The 20,510-nt window shown below is 46.3% G+C and carries 17 protein-coding genes; 6 read left to right on the top strand and 11 right to left on the bottom strand.

Going from position 1 to position 20,510, the window contains the following annotated elements; genetic code table 11:
- Nucleotides 1-97: 97 nt before the first annotated feature.
- Both MHI12_RS04010 and MHI12_RS04005 read left to right on the top strand, forming a co-directional pair.
- Entirely contained in the window at nt 98-979 is an 882-nt protein-coding gene (locus MHI12_RS04010; protein WP_405171595.1) for a GNAT family N-acetyltransferase, read from the top strand.
- Nucleotides 980-1,262: 283 nt separating this feature from the next.
- Entirely contained in the window at nt 1,263-3,029 is a 1,767-nt protein-coding gene (locus MHI12_RS04005) for a leucine-rich repeat domain-containing protein (protein WP_405171594.1), read from the top strand.
- A gap of 278 nt (nt 3,030-3,307) precedes the next feature.
- On the opposite strand, the gene MHI12_RS04000 is transcribed toward MHI12_RS04005, so the two are convergent.
- The 4 genes from MHI12_RS04000 to MHI12_RS03985 all read right to left on the bottom strand — a co-directional run bounded on the left by MHI12_RS04000 (nt 3,308) and on the right by MHI12_RS03985 (nt 10,080).
- Nucleotides 3,308-4,981, bottom strand: a complete 1,674-nt coding sequence (locus MHI12_RS04000) for a GTP-binding protein (protein ID WP_405171593.1) — start codon at nt 4,979-4,981, stop codon at nt 3,308-3,310.
- 1 nt (nt 4,982) lies between these two features.
- Entirely contained in the window at nt 4,983-5,882 is a 900-nt protein-coding gene (gene cysD, locus MHI12_RS03995; RefSeq protein ID WP_405171592.1) for a sulfate adenylyltransferase subunit CysD, read from the bottom strand.
- 916 nt (nt 5,883-6,798) lie between these two features.
- Nucleotides 6,799-8,580, bottom strand: coding sequence for a 23S rRNA (uracil(1939)-C(5))-methyltransferase RlmD (gene rlmD, locus MHI12_RS03990; RefSeq protein ID WP_405171591.1), 1,782 nt, complete (start codon nt 8,578-8,580; stop codon nt 6,799-6,801).
- Nucleotides 8,581-9,198: 618 nt separating this feature from the next.
- On the bottom strand, nt 9,199-10,080 hold the full coding sequence (locus tag MHI12_RS03985; protein WP_047840512.1) for a diacylglycerol kinase: 882 nt from the start codon (nt 10,078-10,080) through the stop codon (nt 9,199-9,201).
- Nucleotides 10,081-10,605: 525 nt separating this feature from the next.
- Here MHI12_RS03985 and MHI12_RS03980 point away from each other — a divergent pair.
- Complete coding sequence (locus MHI12_RS03980; protein ID WP_405171590.1) at nt 10,606-11,322, top strand: NPP1 family protein; 717 nt, start codon at nt 10,606-10,608, stop codon at nt 11,320-11,322.
- A gap of 104 nt (nt 11,323-11,426) precedes the next feature.
- Here the strand turns inward: MHI12_RS03980 and MHI12_RS03975 are convergent, their stop codons facing one another.
- Together MHI12_RS03975 and MHI12_RS03970 are read right to left on the bottom strand one after the other, a co-directional pair.
- Nucleotides 11,427-11,843 carry a DUF4395 domain-containing protein gene (locus MHI12_RS03975; protein ID WP_405171589.1) on the bottom strand — a complete coding sequence of 139 codons (417 nt, stop codon included), beginning with the start codon at nt 11,841-11,843 and terminating at the stop codon, nt 11,427-11,429.
- A 79-nt stretch (nt 11,844-11,922) separates the two neighbouring features.
- Nucleotides 11,923-12,846, bottom strand: a complete 924-nt coding sequence (locus MHI12_RS03970) for a ketopantoate reductase family protein (protein ID WP_405171588.1) — start codon at nt 12,844-12,846, stop codon at nt 11,923-11,925.
- A gap of 194 nt (nt 12,847-13,040) precedes the next feature.
- Between MHI12_RS03970 and MHI12_RS03965 the strand changes: the two genes are divergently transcribed.
- Nucleotides 13,041-13,610: a TetR/AcrR family transcriptional regulator C-terminal domain-containing protein gene (locus MHI12_RS03965; protein WP_341006093.1), complete on the top strand. Its 570-nt coding sequence runs from the start codon at nt 13,041-13,043 to the stop codon at nt 13,608-13,610.
- Between the two features lie 146 nt (nt 13,611-13,756).
- Here MHI12_RS03965 and MHI12_RS03960 read toward each other — a convergent pair whose 3' ends face one another.
- Nucleotides 13,757-14,542: a sirohydrochlorin chelatase gene (locus MHI12_RS03960; protein WP_405171587.1), complete on the bottom strand. Its 786-nt coding sequence runs from the start codon at nt 14,540-14,542 to the stop codon at nt 13,757-13,759.
- 1 nt (nt 14,543) lies between these two features.
- The gene (locus MHI12_RS03955; protein ID WP_017690665.1) at nt 14,544-14,834 is read right to left on the bottom strand and encodes a YerC/YecD family TrpR-related protein; all 291 of its coding nucleotides are present in this window, start codon (nt 14,832-14,834) and stop codon (nt 14,544-14,546) included.
- A 454-nt stretch (nt 14,835-15,288) separates the two neighbouring features.
- Here MHI12_RS03955 and MHI12_RS03950 point away from each other — a divergent pair, with 454 nt between their 5' ends.
- Both MHI12_RS03950 and MHI12_RS03945 read left to right on the top strand, forming a co-directional pair.
- Entirely contained in the window at nt 15,289-15,924 is a 636-nt protein-coding gene (locus MHI12_RS03950; protein WP_405171586.1) for a tyrosine protein kinase, read from the top strand.
- A gap of 134 nt (nt 15,925-16,058) precedes the next feature.
- Nucleotides 16,059-17,147, top strand: a complete 1,089-nt coding sequence (locus MHI12_RS03945) for a DNA alkylation repair protein (RefSeq protein ID WP_405171585.1) — start codon at nt 16,059-16,061, stop codon at nt 17,145-17,147.
- A gap of 283 nt (nt 17,148-17,430) precedes the next feature.
- Here MHI12_RS03945 and corA read toward each other — a convergent pair whose 3' ends face one another.
- From corA to MHI12_RS03930, 3 genes are all read right to left on the bottom strand, one after another.
- Nucleotides 17,431-18,390 carry a magnesium/cobalt transporter CorA gene (gene corA / locus MHI12_RS03940; RefSeq protein WP_036668386.1) on the bottom strand — a complete coding sequence of 320 codons (960 nt, stop codon included), beginning with the start codon at nt 18,388-18,390 and terminating at the stop codon, nt 17,431-17,433.
- Between the two features lie 349 nt (nt 18,391-18,739).
- Nucleotides 18,740-19,729, bottom strand: coding sequence for an inorganic phosphate transporter (locus MHI12_RS03935; protein ID WP_036668387.1), 990 nt, complete (start codon nt 19,727-19,729; stop codon nt 18,740-18,742).
- A gap of 14 nt (nt 19,730-19,743) precedes the next feature.
- The gene (locus tag MHI12_RS03930; protein WP_017690670.1) at nt 19,744-20,364 is read right to left on the bottom strand and encodes a DUF47 domain-containing protein; all 621 of its coding nucleotides are present in this window, start codon (nt 20,362-20,364) and stop codon (nt 19,744-19,746) included.
- Nucleotides 20,365-20,510: the final 146 nt, after the last annotated feature.

The following is a 20,510-nucleotide window of genomic DNA, read 5'->3' as shown; positions in this document are numbered from 1 at the left end:
TAAGCAGAATTTCACCTGTAATCATACTTTACATAGTTAAATACGGGATCGTACCACTATACAAACAGTCACTTTTGAGAATTAAGGGGGTAATACCATGCAAGAATTAATATTTATGAAGAATTATAAAAACAATGAAGTACTGCGCAAGAGTTTTTTCGAGCTTGCTGTCAACACGTTTGAGATCAATTTTGAAGATTGGTATCAACAAGGATACTGGGGCGAGCGTTACATCCCTTATTCATATGTCGATGGAGACCTGGTTATTGCCAACGTTTCCGTTAACATCCTTGAGCTCATCATTCACGGTGAGAAGAAAAAAGCGATTCAAATCGGCACGGTGATGACACATCCTGATTATCGGGGAAAAGGACTCTCCACACGTTTAATGAATAAAGTTTTAGAGGAATACGAGAACAAGTACGATTACATGTACCTTTTTGCCAATGAATCGGTGCTTGATTTTTATCCCAAGTTTGGATTTAATCCTGTGGAAGAACATCTTTTTTCAATGAATTATACGGCAAAAAAATCACCCGAGCCTGCGAACATCCGAAAACTAAATGTTACTAACGCGGATGATATACGTCTTATTGAAAAATTGGCATCGGAAAGATTACCTGTTTCTCAGCACTTCGCAACCTATCATGCTCAAGGAATACTCATGTTTTATTGCCTGAATGTCTTTAGTGATGATATTTATTACTTGGAAAACGAAAACGTCATTGTTATTTATCAGAAAGAAGACAATCATATTGAGCTCTTCGACGTTGTTAGCTTAAACGAATTGAATATGAAAGATATCTTGGATAAGATTGCAGATAAAGATACGGAGAAAGTAACCTTCCATTTCACGCCAGATGCAACAGTTGATATCGTTCTAAAAAGTTCGATCACCAATGAAGGTTTATTTGTAAGAACCCATGGTGAACATCTCTACCCTGTGCAAGTTAAACATCCGATTACTTCGATCGCTTAATGATTTATTTAATGATGCCTACCACCAGCCATACTTAAAAAAGATCAAAAAGGAGCAGGATTTCCCTGCTCCTTTGCTATGTGAAACTTCTTTCTCTCATCAAACGTAAATTCACAAGGTATAATGAAATCAGATGACCGTTCAGCATGATCTTATGACCATCATAATGAAGGAGGGGACATTCGTGGCGTTTATTCCGCTAAACTGCCCCAATTGCAACGGAAGAATTGAATACAAGAAGGATGAGGTTTTAAAGTGTCCCTATTGTGAAACAGAGCTTTTATTGAAGCAAAATCATGTCTATTACGTAGACCAGACCATTAATCATTACCACGGAACGCCCCCTAAAGCACCGCTGAAGCAGACTGCCTCCGTAAAGGTAATGCTGATACTGATGTTAGTCCTAGCTGGCGCCATCGGTACTTATTTTTATTATAGCAACAGCTCCACCTATCCAAAAACAGAAGCCAATCTGCCTGTACGAAAGATGCCTGAAAGCGAGGTTCTGCTCTCATTTTTGCGAGATATCTTTGATAAAGGGGCCGCCTTGCCAACAGAGGAGGAATTGGCTCGTATTCGCTATTTAACTGTAGAGCATTCGGAGAATGATCAGTGGAAGTTTACATATAGCCTCTCCGATCCCTTCAGCGATGAACAGGCCGAGAAGATCACTTATATTACTCAGGACAAGAAACTGAATAGCCAGCGGATTGATCAGCGAGATTTTGAAGCTTTTAAGGCACTGACGGCATTGGATCTGAAGAATACCTATGAAATATCCCAGACGGACCAAACCACTCTGGCCCATATGCCCGGATTAAAAAGTTATGCTGGCGCTTTTAACGAATCCTTCAGTACATTTTCGAGCTACTTTGGCGACAAGTCTAAAATTACGGAACTTTCCACTCAGCTTCGCAGCAATCAGGAGTTGGCCCTACTACTGGAATTCCCCAATCTGAACTCTTTATCCATTACCTATGTGGATGAGTCTGTAACAGATTTTCACTTGTTAAACCAATTGCCAATCAAGTCCCTGTCGCTCACCTTTGTCGATGAACTCGGATGGTTGTCGTCCATGACCGGGTTATCATCCTTGTCTATACAGTACAGTGAAACCACAGACCTGCAGCCGCTATATGCCTTGACCCAGCTTCAGGAGCTTCAGTTGTCCTATTTAACGAACGTAAAGTCCATCGACTTTGTGCAAAATATGCCTGCTCTACAAACGTTAGATATCGAAAATGTAAACTTCTCCAGTCTGGAGCGCTTGGCTGGTAAAAACTCCATTACTACGCTGCGCCTGGCTTCTCTAAGTCAGCTTGGTTCGGTAAAAGCCATAAACAGTCTGCCCTCTCTGCGGAAATTAACGTTGTCTGGCTACTACGAGAATGCAGAAGCGCTGACACTGCCTAAAGTAGAGCGAGTGGAAATACCAACCTCCTTTCTCTCGGGCCTGAAGGCGCCCGCTGCAACCAGCCTGACGCTCCGTGGCGGAAGTGGCGAGTTGAACTTGGCTGCGCTGGGTAAATTCCCGAAACTGGAGCAACTCTCGCTCTGGGAGATCAGTGAAATAACCCGTCTTGCCGCCTTGGACGGCTTGTCCAGCCTAGAGACCCTAAACATTTACGACTCATCACTATATAAGGAGAGCGATGCTTTATTTCGTTTAAATCAGGTGAAATCTCTGATGTGCTCCGAGTGCAGGCTGAACTTTGAACAAAAGGCGGCCGCGGAGAACAGCGTGCTTGAACATTTAACCTTAGAGCAGCCGTATTTCAGCATAAACAACACCTCTGTTACTGAAGTTGACCAAATGATGCCTTACTTTGCCAAACTGTCCGCCCTGCGTTCCTTCACTATGCAAGACAGCAATTTGGCTTCTCTCGAATTCATGAGTAACTGGCAGGCCATAGAAGAGCTCCATCTCGAGAACAATGCTATTTCCAATATCGAGACCCTAAGCCAACTGCCAGATCTGCAAAAGGTATATCTATCCGGTAATTCCGTACAAAACAAATCCGTGCTTGGTACGGGTGTGCACGTATATTAATTACCGCTTGGGATGATGGGGAGGTTTAGACTACTTTAGTTAATGGACGGTGTTGAAACAAAGACAAAAAGGGGCTCCCCTTATGCAGTTCTTCCTGCATGGGGGAACCCTTTTGGTGCTTTAAATCAAGTCCGAAGCCTTCAATATTCTTTGGACGATAGCTGCAACCTCAGCACGGGTGATGTTGGCATCCAGAGATCAGTCTCCCCATATAAAGGGATCTTGACGAAACAAACAAGCGGCTGCCTGATCGGCAACCGCTTTATCGGACATGCTTATTAAATGTCGTAGTTATTCGAAGGACTGTGATCGATAACGGATTGCACGACTCGTTTAACCACGGATTTCGCGGCATCCTGGGTGGACATTCCGCCGATCTCGTCCGCGTTAACTTCTATAAATCCTTTACCCCCGATGATCTCTCGAGCTGTCTCAAGTTCGCCCGCACTGATAGAATCATGGGATACCAGTGAGATCAGGCCGGCGTCGTTCAACACCTTTGCCATCTCCGCCGTACCGCGGAGCGTTTCTCCACTGACGCTCTCAAGCAGCATCGTATGGTAACCGGATGACATTAGTCGCTTCTCCACTTCCTTGGCAAGAGCTACCGTATCCAAGCCAGCAAACCAGAGCGTGAGCGGAGATTGTCCTTTCTGCTGGGCGCGAACCTCTCTCGTGATCCCCGTATCCAGCGTGGCAAATCGGCTTTCTCCCTTCAGAGCTTGATCGATGACTCCGCAAGCAGACGTCATGTTAGTGACACGATCAATGAGGATAAAACCTCCAATGCTCTTATTGTGCTCAAAGGAATCGAAGACGATCTGATCCGACAGCGTGAATTCACACTTGGCCAATTCGTTCTTAACAATTTGATCGGCCGGAACGGTATGGCCCGTGTTAATGTCAATTTTATGGGTAATCGCCGTTACAGTGCCCGGAAGAGTCTTCGTTCCGACCTTTACCCAATAATGCTTGCCTGGAGTCAGGACGGAATCGTCCATCCACAGGATCGTAGAAGCGAAGCTGTCAGCTTCTTGGACTTGATTGTCCGTCGTAAGCACGCAGCCCCGCGAGACATCCACTTCGCGGTCCAGTTGTATCGTAACCGGTTGGCCAGCATAAGCCGAATCCTGAGCTTGGTCCGTCACCAAAATCCGCTTAACCTTGGCTTTCTCCCGACTTGGCAGAGTCATGAGTTCGTCTCCAACCGCAATCTTTCCAGCCTCGATCTGGCCCTGGAACCCACGGAACGTATGGTCCGGTCTGCTTACACGCTGAACCGGCATCATGAAAGGCTTCGTATCATCGGTAGTATGAACATCTATACTTTCCAAATACGGCAATAAAGCTAACCCCTCGTACCAGGGTGCATTCGGCGATTGGGTTGTAATGTTGTCCCCTTCCGTAGCGGACACGGGAATGACCTGGATGCTCTTGATTTGGAATTCAGCCGTCGTTTGGATGAACTCTTCCTTAATCGCCTCGAACGTCCTCTGATCGAAGCCAACCAGATCCATCTTGTTCACAGCCAATACGAGATGCTTGATCCCCATCAGGGCGCAGATCCGGGCATGGCGTTTGGTCTGGGTAATGATGCCTTTGGTAGCGTCCACCAGAATGATGGCTAGATCGGCAAAGGAAGCGCCTACAGCCATGTTGCGCGTATACTCTTCGTGTCCCGGTGTGTCCGCCACGATGAAGGAACGATGAGACGTCGTAAAATAACGATATGCCACATCAATGGTAATCCCTTGTTCGCGTTCGGCCAGCAAACCATCGAGGAGCAGCGAGTAGTCGATTTTGCCGCCTCGGCTTCCCAATCGACTATCGAGCTCAAGCGCGCGTTCTTGATCGGCAAACAGCAGCTTGGCCTCATAGAGCATATGTCCGATCAGCGTGGACTTGCCATCATCCACACTTCCGCAGGTAATGAATTTAAGTAGACTCTTCATGTTAGAAATAGCCCTCCCGTTTGCGTCGTTCCATGCTTCCCGCCGCTTCTTGATCAATAACTCGACTGGTCCGTTCGGAAGATAACGCACCCAATGTCTCCTCAATGATCTCATCCAGCGTAACGGCATCGGACTCGACTCCGCCCGTGAGTGGGTAACAACCCAACGTGCGGAAGCGAATCTTCTTCATCTCTACCTTCTCGCCAGGCTCAAGCTTTATCCGCTCGTCATCCACCATGATGATATGCCCGTCACGATTAACGATCGGTCTTACGTCCGCGGAGTAAAGCGGAACGATATCGATGCTCTCCCGACGAATGTATTGCCAGATATCCTTCTCAGTCCAGTTGGACAGCGGAAAGACTCGAATGCTCTCTCCCTTGTTGATTCGCGTGTTGAACAGCTTCCACATCTCCGGACGTTGGTTCTTCGGATCCCACGAGTGATTCTTGTTCCGGAACGAGAAAATCCGCTCCTTCGCACGCGACTTCTCCTCATCACGTCTTCCGCCACCGAACGCAACCGTGAATCCGTATTTATCCAATCCCTGCTTCAGGGCTGTGGTTTTCATAATGTCGGTATATGCGGAACCATGGTCGAAGGGATTGATTCCTTGCTGAATAGCCTCTTCATTAGAGTGCACGATCATCTCGATACCAAATTCCTTCGCCTTTCGGTCGCGGAACTCAATCATTTCCTTGAATTTCCAGGTTGTATCGATATGCATGAATGGGAACGGCGGCTTCTCGGGGTAGAAAGCCTTTAGGGCCAAGTGCAGCATGACCGAGCTGTCCTTGCCGATGGAATACAACATGACCGGTTTCTCGCACTCCGCTGCTACTTCTCTGATAATGTATATCGCTTCAGCCTCAAGTTGATCCAGATGTGTTAATTCTTGCATGGCAAGGCGGCCTCCTTTTTAATCCTCACTAAAACCATCGTATTTATAAACTTATCCTATCAGATTCCATCTTTATTGCAAAGTGGAAAAAAGTAAAATTTATGATGTCTATGTATTGGATCGACAATATTCAGCATTGAGTAGGGGTTCCCTCCTATAATAAAATCGCCTGAACGAATGATTTGTGCTGAGCTACAAGTGGAATCGGTTGGTTAACGATCTCTATTACAATCATGATTGAGGGCCATGGAATTTGAAAAAGCTGCCGCCTGTAAAGTACAGACAGCAGCTTCAATGAGTTGCCCAGATCCGGGACAGAATCACCGCTGCTTCAGCGCGGGTCAATAATTCAGTTGGTGCGATTTTGCCACCTTTTCCGTTGATGTTTCCGCTTCGAATCCAGCACCACCTGTTTGAGTTACCTTGCCTTGGCTATTCTGGAATGTTTCCTGATACACAATTTGTGAATTAGATGCCGATAGGCTATCAAGCCGCCCGGAAGAAGCAGAGCCGCTGCGAGTAACTCGGAAACGACCTGCTTAAATGATTTCCTCATTCGAAGCATTCCCCCCACACCAAATTTTTTATGGAAGAGAATTCTTACTCCAAATTAAAGGGGAATCTTAGTTTTTTACAGCACTTTACCAAGTCTGATGCTAGTATGGACATGCTCTTCATCCCGCTGATCAGGCCGCGCAGATAAATTCAAGAATCGATTTAGTATAGATTAAAAGGCAAACTGACAAAAAAAGACGCTGGGTAAATTTCTTCCCAGCGTCTTTCATTTCTTTATCATCTGTTAGTCTTCTTCAGTTTAGAGCCTTAAGCATATTTGCGGTAATTCTGCTTCGAGTACTCTGTTATATAAACCAAGGATATTTGCATCAGACGATAATCTCTTAGATATCAATTGTTCTTAGTATCTGTAATTATCCCTCACCAACATCGCTACACTCTCCACATGCACCGTATGCGGGAACATGTCCACCGGCGTTACCTCAACCGTCCGATAGCCACCATCCTCTAGCACACGCAGATCACGTGCCAAGGTGCTTGGATTACAGCTCACATACACCACTCGCTCCGGCTTCATCTCCAGGATCGTTTCCAGCAAACGTGGATCACAGCCCTTCCGCGGCGGATCAACAACGATGACATCAGCTTCGATGCCTTGTTCTTTCCAGCGTGGAATAACGTCCTCGGATGCACCCACTTCAAACTTCACGTTCTTCATCTCGTTCAACAGCGCATTGCTACGCGCGTCTTCGATCGCTTCAGGCACGATCTCCACCCCGTAAACCTGATCCGCATGTTGCGCGAGGAAAAGAGAGATCGTTCCGATGCCGCAATAGGCATCAATTACAGTTTCTTTGCCGCTCAGTCCTGCGTACTCTACCGTTTTGCCATACAACACTTCCGTCTGCACCGGATTTACCTGATAGAACGAACGCGCCGAAATGGCAAACTGCACATCACCGATATAATCATAGATTACATCACGGCCCCACAGGACGCGGGTCTCATCGCCAAAGATGACGTTGGTCTGTTTTTTGTTCACGTTCTGGCAGATACTCGCCACATGCGGAATCGCTTCACGGATACTGCCAATCCATTCGTCTTTGTACGGAATGTCTCGACCATTCGTAACCAGAACGAGCATCATCTCGCCTGTACGGAACGCCTTCTTCACGACCACATGACGCAGCAATCCGCGACCTGTCTCTTCGTTATATGCGCTGATTCCAAAATGACTGCCGATCTCCTTAACCTTCGCGACCACTTCGTCATTGTGCTCATGCTGAATGAGGCAGCTCTCCATATCGATGATCCGGTGACTTCCTTTAGCGTAAAACCCACCTACTAGACCACCCTCCGCAGCTCCAATTGGCACCTGTGCTTTATTCCGATAGCGCCATGGCTCGTCCATGCCCATCGTAGGCAGTACACGAATGCCCTGCTCCGCATCTTCTTCGCTCATGACACCTTCAAGGCGAAGACGAATACGATTGCTGCCGATCATTTGCACTTCAGATGTAGCCGGTCCAGTTGTCTGATTCGCATCACCAACTGTGGCGTCATCCTGCACACGCTGTTCGGCTCCCTCTTTATCATCCTGCTCGTTGGATGCCAACGTCTCTGCATCCTCCACCATCACGTTCAACTTGCCAATCCGCTGCAAATTATCGACCACCAACTGGCGTTTCCACGCAAGCTGTCCAGCATAACTCATATGCTGGATCTGACAGCCGCCGCACTGATCATAGATCGGGCAAGGCGCAGACACTCGATCCGGGCTTGCTTTCACGATCTCCAGCAGTTTGGCATAGCCATACTGCTTCTTGGTTTTCATCACGCGCACACGCACGGTTTCACCTGGAAGCGCACCCTGCACAAAGAGCGTGTATCCATTCGCACGACCTACACCCTCACCGTCATGGTTCATGCCAATGATGTCGATGACGGTCTCTTCATTTTTGCTAACGGGCAGTCCTTCGATTGATGCAGATTCACGCGCTCTCCCCTTTGGACGAACGGCAGAAAGAGATGCGCCTTGTGGCCGCACCTCTTTTCCCTGCTGACGTGTAGATGGACGAGATGATTGACTTGGCTGACGGGACGCTGAAGCGTTCCCTTGCCCCTGAGAGGCAGCCGAATTCCGGCGGTTTTTTCCACGACCGCTGCGGTTCGTATTAGACAACGTACATTCACTTCTTTCTTCTTATATAGTACCCTTGCCTATGCAGGCGAGGGAGAAATCTCTATTGCATTTTGTTCCCGATTCTAACGAATCTGGCACACCTTATTCACATCAAAAATAACGTTCCGAATTTCTAATGAACTTCAGAAACGTTATATCATACTCGGATGGTGTTTTCCGACCTTTTTCGGTCATTTTCTCCAAAATAGCGACGCTGAGATTCGTTAGTTCACAGCTTCGGCGATTTCGCCACATTAAGGCTTTCTGAGTTCGTTAGCCGCCAGCCGGCACTCGACCAAACTGTTACATTCAGCACGGTGTACCACATCGCAGTACCATCGAACAAGAATAGCGCTTTTAACCTTCAATGTTCACTGTTCACCTGTTCGCTGTTCACGTTCACTCAATTACCACAATGTGCCCTGTATCAGCTCAACGCATGGTGACCACATGAGATTATACGTGATCCCACCGTACACAGCAACTGGAAAATCCACTTCCATCTCGCTTTACCGCATAGCTGAATCCAACTCTCCTCATCACTTGTGCGGTGCTGTGCAACGACTACTATGGCATCACTGCTTTCCAAGCGACCACATTCTCCGCCAAGTGCCAAGTTTAACGATACAGCATCAAGTGATGACGCAAATTCGTAAACGTAGCTGGCAGTGTGCCGCCTAACTCTCCATCAAGGTTCAGTTGGACATATCCCGGGGACGTAACTTCCATATGACTCGTCTGGAAATGAACCACTTTCTTGTCGTTCAGATGTTCCCCACGCAGCGCAAGCGTTACGAGGCGGATCATATCAGCCAAATTACATTTCCTCACGCAAATGACATCGAACAGACCATCATCAATGGTTGCGCCTGGAGCCAACTTCTCGAAACCTCCGACCGAATTGGTATTGGCGATGAGGAATAACATGAATTCATCATGAATCTCTTCCTGACCGTCGGCGCGAATAATCAGCTCCTGAGGAGACAGGCTCGCCATTTTCTCAATACCCTTCATATAATAGGCCAGTTGCCCAATCATCGTTTTCAGACGACTCGGTACTTCATAGGTCAGTTCAGTCAATGAGCCGCCACCGGCGATGTTGATAAAATATTTATCATTCGCTTTGCCCAGATCGAGCGGGCGAAGCTGCTGGTTAATGACCAGATCCACGTAATCTTCCCACTGTCTCGGAATGCCGAGTGCACGTGCAAAATCATTCGTTGTTCCCAAAGGAAACACACCCAGCGGAGGACGGTTCTCCCGCTCGGCCATACCGTTAATCACTTCGTACAACGTGCCATCGCCACCAGCAGCAATAATCATGTCATATCCGCGCTCAATCGCAAGTTCAGCTTCTCGGGTTGCGTCACCTTCACCCGTTGTTGCGTGACATGAAGCTTCAATACCACCTTGATCCAAACGCTGCAAAATATCAGCCAGACGTTTCTTCATTTCTTCCCGGCCTGAGGTCGGATTATATATTAAGCGAGCTTTTTTCATCTCATACGCCACCTATTCCACATTATCCATGAGTCTAAACGACCTCATATTCTTACGTTGCATCAGTCCACAAAAGGGCATATTTTTTACACAATAATGACTTTGCGTTCATTCTGCTCTAATCTTTCGTCTTACCTATATCTATGCATCAGGAATTCCGTCTCATTCCAAAGCCTTTAACTCCTATCATATCATCAAATGTAAAGATGTCCTAGCCTGTAATCCATAAGTATATTTTTTCATATAGATACCTACTAATCCATCCATTACCCAATAAACCTCACGCACCGATCCTGAATCTTCCCCACTACCTTTTATGTAAAATAGTCTCATTAATCAACCATTCTGCCCGCTTGGGCAGGAATTAGTCTTCGATTTCGATGATCTACATATGATTATGACATAGATATGCTACAAATTTACAAATCTTAAGATAAAAAGATAAATAACATGAACCTTTTTCCAATATAGTTTTAGTGAACCCTCGACTTAGCACCACATCATTCCCTTGAAGGAGAAGTGTAAATGAAAAAAATCGTGTTAATGCTCCTGGTCTCACTTATGGCATGTATTCCTTGGGTCACCGTTGTTGAAGCAGCAGAAATTAATCATGATCAGGTTGTCGGATTCCAGGAAGTCACACCAGTCACCGTAATGCAACAAGCAGCCAAGCGTTTTCAGCCATTTCTAAAAATCTATCATGGTTGTGTGCCTTTCCCCGCAGTGGATCAACAGGGCAATACCAGTGCTGGCTTGAATACATCCGGGTCATCAAATGGAAACTGTAGCTCAAGTACAGGGCAGATTTACTCCCGTTCCGCCTGGCACAATGGGGTATGGGCTATCATGTATTCGTGGTATTTCCCCAAAGACTCCCCTTCCTCTGGACTCGGCCATCGTCATGATTGGGAAGGAATCGTCGTGTGGGTCGATAATCCGGCAGCTGTCAATTCCAAAATCCTCTCTATCGCATATTCCGGTCACGGCCAGTTCACCAACGTCACGCCGAGCAATACCAATACACAAGGTAACCATCCGTTGATTTCCTATAATAGTACCTGGCCGCTGAACCATGAGCTTGGCGTTACCAGCGCTGTTGGCGGAACTCAGCCTTTGATCGGATGGGACGATCTGACTTCTGCGGCAAGAAATGCGCTCAATACGACAAACTTTGGTAGCGCCAACGTGCCTTTCAACGATAACAATTTCACCAACAATTTAAACAAAGCCTGGTTCAGATAAGATAAAAAAGAAAATCCCCTTCAAGTGAACAACTCACTTGAGGGGGATTTCGTTATGAAGTTATCGTAGTATCCCAGATACCTGTATCACTTCTTCAGCCAACCTCAAAATCCGATTTTTCGTCCTGCACGTAGCTGTTTGTACCAGAAATACACCGTGCAACCCACACAATAACCCAGCAGAGCCGCGCTTGCAGCGGCGAGAAGCATAACGGAGAATACATAACCTGCGGCTACCCAGCCAAGCGAGAACGAGATGAGTGCCAGAGTCAGGAAGAGCACCGCCAGAATATTGTTGAATCGCTGCAGCTCAACCGCCTGCGTCTCTGTCCCTTTACCAGTCAACACAACTTTCCCAATCTGCACAAACAGATTAAGCTTGCCACCAGAAGCCAGCCCAACTACCTGAATGATCCACAGCAAGCCCAGAACTACCAGCGGATTGAACACAAACGAGAGTAAAACAAACAATACAATACCGACCTGATTCGCTTTCACATAACGCATGGGCACTTCTCGCATTTGTATATCTCCTTATCCCCATTTTATTAGTTGGTTTTATTGTAGTCGGTATGGGGTCAATGAGCAAGAGTTCACTTCATTATAGGATAGTAAAATCTCTTTTCAGCACGTCCCAATGGGGAGTCGGGATGCCTGTTGTCTTTTTCCAATCGGTAAATGCATTATTTAACGCCTCAATCTCTCCAAAAGAACCCGCGACCAGCTTATGAACCGGAAGCATGCTATAGATCTTCAACAGGAGGTACAACATCCGTTGATGCTTGCGAATCATTTTAGCCTGAATCTCCGGTATAATCGTTATGCCCATAGCCTCAAGTACGCTAAAGCCTTCATCCATCGCCCCAATCATATGTTGGATTTGCTTTCTGTTCCCGTCCAACTTGATCAATTCATGCTTCTCATTAAAGCTCACCGCATTAAGCATCAGAATGGGGATGATATGGCTTTTCAGCCAGGCATCAATATCGCTCAGAACATTTAACTTGTATTTCACATGTTGGAAAGCTTGATCCAGTAAAGGTTTAAAGCCTATCTCTCCGTCCAGACTGCCGATCACCATTTGTCCGTTGCCTCCACCGACCGATAACATGCGGTCCTTTTCCCGCTTCCCTGCACTCACATGGAATCCAAACGCGACCTGTTTTGCTACCCTGCTGTTTACCTCCAAAAAGTTTTGCATGCTTCGCGCATCTGCGTTGTTTCCCACAATCACAATATTGTTGCTCTGATTCTCTGCCAGAATAGGTAACACTGAAGAAAAATCGTTGTATTTCATGACAACAAAAACCAGATCATATAGGTCATCCACCTCCAACGCTCTGGCTACCCGAACCGGATCAACTGTCGTTTTGAATTGGAAAACATGCCGGATAACGATTCCATCCTTCTCCAGCTCCTCTGCCCGCTTCCCTCTAGCCAGAATAGTGACATCATTGCCACCGCGCACCAGAACTTGCGCCAGTTGACTGCCCAAAACACCTGCACCATACACTAATATCTTCATTGGCTATCCCTCTATTTCATATTTTATCAATATTCGTTGCTTTATGAACATTTGTTGATAAAATAAGAGTAACAAAGCACCTACTGTGCTTCAATCGTTAAAATATCCGCTTTTGTTGAATAATCAACGAATGATTCCTTATTGTTGATAATCATTAGAAATTAGAGAAATAGCAGAAATATTAAGGAGGGGCCATGGACAGACGAGTACTCAAGACACGAAAGGCAATAATTGAAGCTTTTGTAGGGTTGTTGACGGAAGAGGAATTTGAGCAAATTACGATAAACGATATTGCTGATCGGGCTAATGTAAACCGAGGAACCATCTATTTGCATTACGCAGACAAGTTCGACCTGTTGGATCAATGCATTGAGACCTATTTGCAGCGGTTGTTGGATGCCTGTATGTTCGAAAGCCCTACTACAACACCCGTTACGGCCAAGGATGCGCTGCTCCGAACCTTCAGTTATCTGGAACAGCATGCCTCTACCTATACCACACTTCTAACTAAAAAAGGTATTCCCGCGTTCCGTAGTAAGTTGATGACATTGTTGGTCCAGGGAGTGGAGGAACAGATGGATGCCTGTGGCATCCAGGAAGGTATGAAAAAAGAGATCACCATACAGTTTCTTGCTTCCGCTGCTGTGGGCCTCCTGGAGTGGTGGATTATGAATTCCATGCCTTATCCGGCCGAGGAGATCGTTGACCAACTAATAAGTTTACTGGAGCTACATCTGCAATTGCACGCACCCATTAATAGATAAATTAATCCTCGCTCAAGTGATCTACAACAAACAAAAACCACGTCCTTCGACGTGGTTTGATTGTTTATGAAGCTATGGAGTTCAAATCAATTGATGCGACATTACTGCGAGCGATGTGATTACACACCTATGCCAAAGCAATCACTTCAAGAAGAAGCTTTAACTTCATTACATCTCTCTAGCAAAATCTGGATCTGACGCTCCAGCCACTGTCCAAGCAATGGATGTGGTAATAGTGTCTCACCGCTGTACACATAGTTCAGTTCCCGCAGCCGATCCGGAATAACGTTCCTCGTAAAATAACCGGCACTCAAAAACAGCGGCGCCACAATGACTCGGTTCCCCCGCTCTTCGCTCCAGTACTTCACTTTGTCGTACACACTCTCCGGATTCAGCAATGCATAATCTGTATGGGCTACACCACTAACTTCCTGCACACGCTCTGTAAGGGAAGAAATTCCAGCTTCCCAACGCTCGCGAAAACCATCATGAATACTACCATGGCCCACCAGCAGAATCGTTTCCTTCTCTGGTTGCTGCGACAACAATCGGACTTTGTCCCACACCATCACGGCAATATCCGGATCGTTATCCACTGGATAACCGAAGTGAACCCGAGCCTTCACATCGAACGGTTCCAGATCCGTTTCGCGATCAGGTGTTTCCTTTGCACCAATGGCATATTCAATTTCATCCACATGTGTACTCCCGGACGAAACAAATAGAGGTACGACCAGAATATCGGTTACGCCTTGTGCTTCCAGTCGGTCGATACCGTCCTGGATCAGGCGTCCTTCCACAAGTTCAAGAAAACCGGCTTCAACCGGTAATGGAACAGGCAGATTCAACCGGGAGATCGCGTCATCGACGGATTCCACCCAGGTCTGCTCCTGTGAACCGTGACTGATGATGAGTACACCCGGCTTCTTCATGTTAGCGTCCCAGGCGTTCCAGCGTCATTTTATAACCATCATTACCGTAATTCAGGCAGCGTTTGACACGTGAAATCGTGGCAGTACTCGCACCAGTCTCAGCTTCAATCTGGTTATACGTATTGCCTTTGCCCAACATACGAGCCACTTCCAGCCGCTGGGACATGGATTGGATCTCGTTAACTGTGCAGAGGTCATCAAAGAAAACATAACACTCTTCAATATCTTTTAGCGTTAAAATAGCCTCGAATAGTTGTTCAATGCTTTTATCATTTAGCTTTTTCAGCTGCATTTCATCATCATCCCCTAGCGGTTACTGTGTACCTACATTGTACTCACCCTGAGTTGGTATTTCAAGCGTTACCGATTTCACGCACTACAGAATAAAAATACATGTTACCGCTTACAAAAGGTACTATTGTCCTCCCCTCACGCACATCGGGCGAAATTACCGCGCTTTTTCCCAGTTTTCACCTGTATATATCCGATTACTTATGTAGGATTTCAATCCTCCTAAATGTGACAATTTTGTGTCTAAACTGCATTTTACTCTTCGTGAACCTGCCATCTTACATGCGCCCAAATCCGCAAATATCCCGTTTTCCGGGATACCCGCCTACGCCGTCTCTCCGCGAATGACATACAGTATAACAAAAGGGAGTTCCACAAGGGTCTATGATGTACATCTGTCATGCAACTCATGGAACGCAATTCCGAAATCCAACATAGAAGGAACGTGATCGTTCATGCCACAGCATTATTATCACCGCCAGCCAGCACCAGGGCAGCGTCCGTCTTCTCATGCTCATCGGCAGGCGCATACTTCTGCCTATATGCCGCCCGGTGTGGTTCCGCGGTCTTTGAATGAAACCCAGATCCAACCGATGTACCCTGGCGTAGAACCACACTACCCGGGGTTTGGTGAAGTCGAAGCATCTGCAATCGTACCGTATGGGCAAGGTGCTCCAGGCGGGAATTTTTATGGAGGTGCAGCTCAGGTTGTTCCCCCAGCTCCGGTAACGGCGCCTGCTACTGGCAGTTCCGGCTTTTCATTAGCCAACATCGGTGAGTTAAAAGGAATGATCGACCGCTTCGGCGGTATTGATGGAATCATGAGTGGAATAGGCAAAATGCAAAAGGTCGTTGGTGGGATCCAGCAGATGGCTCCGATGATGAAACTCGTTATGGGCATTCTGCCTTTTGGAAAAGGAAAATCGAATAACAGCGCGGCCGATGCAGACTATGAAGAATATAAGCCGTCCCGCAAACGCAAAAGTAAACGTCGGAACAAAGCAACGAATGTTCCACGTCGCCGTAATACGACTCCAATCCGCCGCAAATCCAATTCCACGAAGCGCCGTCCCAAAAGTCGCAAAGGTTAAAAAAAATTCAGGCACCCCCTTACAGAAGGCGGGTGCCTTAACACCGTTCATCCGTATATAAATAATTTTCAGGAACTTACGTTCTTATTTCTGTAATTTGAGGTATACTGGATAGTAACTAAAGGAGGCGGACCATGGAACTTATCAAAGACAAATACACTCCCGCATTAATCGATCGGACCGGCGAAAAGTTGCGTCAATTCTACCCGAAGCTGGATACACAGCAATTTCATGAATTGGTTTTCGCTAAAGGCTGGGAACAGTTGGAATTCAAAGCGCGCATTCGCAGAATCACACTGGCTTTGACCCAGGTACTGCCGGACAATTATGAGGAAGCATTACATATTATCGAACAAGCTGCCCCTACGATGAGAGGCGTTGAATATCTGTTTGTACCGGATTTTATCGAAGTGAACGGACTTGACCCAGAAGATTACGAGTTATCCATGAAGTATCTGACCCTCTTCACACCTTATTCCAGCTCGGAGTTCGCGGTACGCCCGTTTATTGAACATTATCCAATCCAAACGATGAAACATATGATGGCGTGGGCAGAGAGCAACAACGAGCATATCCGCAGACTTGCCAGTGAGGGCAGCCGGCCACGTTTGCCATGGGGTGCGAAACTCCAGAACTTTATCACTGATCCAACACCTGTACTTCCGATTCTGCATGCATTAAAACAGGACGAGTCCCTCTATGTTCGCAAAAGTGTCGCCAATCATCTGAATGACATCTCCAAGGACCACCCTGAACTGGTTATGGATCTGGCCACGACCTGGTACGGACAACATGTACACACAGACTGGATTGTTCGGCATGCCAGCAGGTCATTACTGAAGAAAGGACATAGCAAAGCACTAAGTCTTTTTGGTTATAACGAGCAGGATTCGATTCACATTGAGCAGCTTCAGCTTGTCCAGGATACGATTAGCATTGGTGAGGATCTTCATTTTTCGTTTGATGTCGTTAATGAGAGCGGCGAGTCACAGATGCTGCGAATTGAATATGAGATGGGTTATATGAAGGCCAACGGCAAACAGGCCCCCAAACGATTCAAATGCTCCGATAAAATGTACCCGACAGGCAGAACCAAGGTAGCCACTAAACAATCTTTCAAAGTCATCACAACGAGAAAATATTATGCCGGTCTGCATACGCTTACCATTCTTGTGAATGGTAAAGAGGCAGCAACGACTTCTTTTGTTCTTGAAATGGAGTAAAAGGAAGTCATCATAAGTTATACACAGCTTATTGCAGCGGAATAGTTATTCACATGTGGATACATTTTTTTTCAAAACTTCTAATAGAAGAATCAGAAAGGCCACCTGGCAAACATCATCTCCCGACAGTAATTTCTGCCTGAGACCCTTGTCCAGTGGCCCTTTTCATATGTAACAAACGTTGCTTCAGCTATGCAATCTTCTTCTGATGATCTGCTCGAAAGAGCGTGCGCTTATCACCGAAAGATGGAACTGCATACGGAGCAGTAAGGCGTAACATTTTCTACTTAAACCATCCCCGCTTCACAAACCAGGCGACCATGCTTCCACCAAGCACAAACATTAACAGCAGCACCGCACCATACCCAAACTTCCATTGAAGCTCAGGCATATAGGCAAAGTTCATGCCATATATACCCGCGATCAGTGTGAGCGGCATAAATACAGTCGTGATCACCGTGAGTGTCTTCATGATCTGATTCATCCGGTTGGAGTTCAGGGAAATATAACTGTCGCGCAGGTCAGCGGTCATCTCCCGATCGGCTTCAATCATGTCCGTCAGCTTCAATAAATGGTCATAGATATCGGTAAAATAAGCCGTATGTTCACCTGTTCGCTGCACATGCTGGGAGTTCACCACCCGATAGAGCAGATCCCGCATCGGTACTACGGTTCTTCTAAGCTTCAGCAATCGAGTCCGCAGATCAAACACCTGGTTCATCAAGTCTTCAACCGACTCTTGTCCACCCCGGTTCTCCAGTTCGGCCAGTTCATCCTCAATCGCAAATAGAGACGGAAAATAATGATCGACCAGCTTGTCCATCACCGTATAGGCTGCTGCCACCGGACCTCGCGCCCAAATGGTACGTTCATGTGCATGGTGCAACAAGCGTTCCCAAGCTTCATCTACTTCCTCCAAAACTCCATGATGAAAAGACACTAGGAAGTTTGATCCGAGAAACAAGTCAACCTCCTCGGCTTCCAGTGTGGACGGGTTCAGTGCATGCAGTACAAGAAACTGCAGATTATCATAATAATCGAGCTTGGGCCGTTGCAATACATGCAGACAGTCCTCTATGGCTAATGGATGAAAATGAAAATATGTATCCAGCAAACGGCTTTCCTCTTCCGTTGGCTGGTTAAAATCCGCCCATACCCAGGCGTAATCGTTCAAATCCAGCTGTGTAAGTGGTACGTTAACGGAGACTTGATGTTCTCGTGTAATGGCGAGTGTACGAATCATAAATTAGACCACGTCCTTGTCCTGTATCTTTAAGTCATTGTACAACTTTAACCATAGGTACGTCTCCCACGTGTCCAAAATATCCACAGACGCATTCAAACTCGACAACAAAAAAAGCCAACCCTGTTGGCTTCTCTCATTTCCCTATCCACAGTTCCCTGTATCCACAGGAATATCTTCTTTTGGTTTATCATTCCACGGATGGCTATCCACATATCCAGCCTGTCCACACGTTCATGCACAGGCGTCTCTTGATTTTGGTTGTATATTTATCCACATATCCCGATATTCACACAGTTATGAACAGATTGTCTGGTAACTCCGAATTCGTTCGGGATAACTTCTCTTTTTAGAAAATAATCCAGTACAATAATCCTGCCAGTGCCCCAGTAATCGGAATCGTAATGAACCACGTAATAATAATACGTCCAGCAAGTCCCCATTTCACCGCAGAGAAACGTTTCGCGGAGCCAACACCCAGAATAGCTGATGTGATCGCGTGCGTTGTACTCACTGGAAGGTGAAGCAACGTTGCTGTGAAAATAACGGATGCAGCTGACAGATCCGCGGCAAAACCGTTAATCGGTTCAATTTTAAAAATTTTGGTACCCATCGTTTTGATGATTTTCCAACCACCAATGGATGTACCCAGAGCCATCGCAGTTGCTGCTGAGATTTTAACCCACAGCGGAACATCCAGATTATCCTGCACACCTGCTGCAACCAAAGCAAACGTAATAATACCCATCGCTTTCTGTGCATCATTCGTACCATGCGTGAATGCTTGCAGTGCTGCCGTGAAAATCTGTACCGTACGGAAACCTTTGTTCACGTTATGCGGACTGCGTTTGGCGAAAATATATTTGAGAATCGTCATGACCACATAACCGATGGCAAATGCGATCAGAGGTGATAATAGCAAACCTCCGACGATATCAATGAATCCGCTCCATTTCACCTTATCAGATCCTGCGCCAACGAGCACGGCACCTGCAAGGGCTCCAATAAGTGCATGTGATGAGGAAGACGGAATACCAAACCACCATGTAACCAGGTTCCAGATAATCGCTGATATCAAGGTGACTATGACGACCTCTATCCCGTTATCCAGCGTGGTGGGGTCGGTCACACTCCCCCCAATCGTCTTCGCAACGCCTGTGAACATCATCGCACCGACAAAGTTCATCACCGCTGCCATAAGAATAGCTCGACGCGGCGTCAGTGCTCGGGTTGAGACCGAAGTTGCAATGGCATTGGCCGTGTCGTGAAAACCGTTGATGAAGTCAAACGCCAGTGCAAGGAAGACGACTATACCCAATACCCAAATCGTTGTTTCCATTATTCTCTGGCTCCTTAAGAATTACGCATAATGATGGATTCAAGCACGTTCGCTACGTCTTCACAAGCATCCGTTGTTGTCTCAAGACGTTCGTAAATTTCCTTACGCTTGATCAGTTCAATCGGATCAGACACGGTAGCGAAGAGATGTTTGATACACATGCGCAGCACTTCGTCGCCTTGGTTTTCCAGATCATTCAAACGAATGGTATACTCACGGATCGCGAGCAATTTTTTCTGGGACAGCAGATGGATCGCCTTCTGAATTTCGTAAGCCGATTGGCGCAAAATTTCAGCAAACTGTATGACGAACTCATCATCTGGATCTGTCAGTTGGTACATATAGAAACGGGAAGCCGTTGCTTCGAGTCCGTCCAATACGTCATCAAGTGTTGTTGTCAGCTCCATAATATCATCGCGTTCGATCGGTGTGATAAATGTTTTGTTGAGTTCTGTAATGATCGTATGCACGTAATCATCACATTTCGACTCGTACTTCTTCATTTCATTAGCAAAAAGAGTCACATCCTGAAGGTTGGAAACATGCTGGGAGAAATAATCTGCCGCTTGAACAACCGTATCTGCCATATTCTCCAGTGTCTCAAAAAATATATCCTTCTTCTTCTTAAGCTTCATAGCTCTATCCCCTTTACGAGAAAAATTGCCGACAACCGATGAAACATGAAATGACAACCTTTGATATCTTATCATATTTGTTTCATGGTTTGTACAAAAGGTGTGATCCTTTTTTATATTCTTATCACATTAATCTGAAATGAATC

The organism is Paenibacillus sp. FSL H8-0280, from assembly GCF_045040665.1.
Classification (GTDB): Bacteria; Bacillota; Bacilli; order Paenibacillales; family Paenibacillaceae; genus Paenibacillus; species Paenibacillus xylanexedens_A.
This window is presented reverse-complemented; position numbering and strand designations above follow the sequence as displayed.

Excerpts from the sequence above, each read along its gene's own strand:
- corA (WP_036668386.1), bottom strand. The coding sequence starts at position 18,390 with ATGATTCGTACACTCGCCATTACACGAGAACATCAAGTCTCCGTTAAC.
- MHI12_RS03955 (WP_017690665.1), bottom strand. The coding sequence starts at position 14,834 with ATGCAGCTGAAAAAGCTAAATGATAAAAGCATTGAACAACTATTCGAG.
- cysD (WP_405171592.1), bottom strand. The coding sequence starts at position 5,882 with ATGCAAGAATTAACACATCTGGATCAACTTGAGGCTGAAGCGATATAC.
- MHI12_RS03960 (WP_405171587.1), bottom strand. The coding sequence starts at position 14,542 with ATGAAGAAGCCGGGTGTACTCATCATCAGTCACGGTTCACAGGAGCAG.
- MHI12_RS03950 (WP_405171586.1), top strand. The coding sequence starts at position 15,289 with ATGCCACAGCATTATTATCACCGCCAGCCAGCACCAGGGCAGCGTCCG.
- MHI12_RS03945 (WP_405171585.1), top strand. The coding sequence starts at position 16,059 with ATGGAACTTATCAAAGACAAATACACTCCCGCATTAATCGATCGGACC.
- MHI12_RS03980 (WP_405171590.1), top strand. The coding sequence starts at position 10,606 with ATGAAAAAAATCGTGTTAATGCTCCTGGTCTCACTTATGGCATGTATT.
- MHI12_RS04000 (WP_405171593.1), bottom strand. The coding sequence starts at position 4,981 with ATGAAGAGTCTACTTAAATTCATTACCTGCGGAAGTGTGGATGATGGC.
- MHI12_RS03970 (WP_405171588.1), bottom strand. The coding sequence starts at position 12,846 with ATGAAGATATTAGTGTATGGTGCAGGTGTTTTGGGCAGTCAACTGGCG.
- MHI12_RS04010 (WP_405171595.1), top strand. The coding sequence starts at position 98 with ATGCAAGAATTAATATTTATGAAGAATTATAAAAACAATGAAGTACTG.
- MHI12_RS03985 (WP_047840512.1), bottom strand. The coding sequence starts at position 10,080 with ATGAAAAAAGCTCGCTTAATATATAATCCGACCTCAGGCCGGGAAGAA.
- MHI12_RS03975 (WP_405171589.1), bottom strand. The coding sequence starts at position 11,843 with ATGCGAGAAGTGCCCATGCGTTATGTGAAAGCGAATCAGGTCGGTATT.
- MHI12_RS03965 (WP_341006093.1), top strand. The coding sequence starts at position 13,041 with ATGGACAGACGAGTACTCAAGACACGAAAGGCAATAATTGAAGCTTTT.
- MHI12_RS03930 (WP_017690670.1), bottom strand. The coding sequence starts at position 20,364 with ATGAAGCTTAAGAAGAAGAAGGATATATTTTTTGAGACACTGGAGAAT.
- MHI12_RS03935 (WP_036668387.1), bottom strand. The coding sequence starts at position 19,729 with ATGGAAACAACGATTTGGGTATTGGGTATAGTCGTCTTCCTTGCACTG.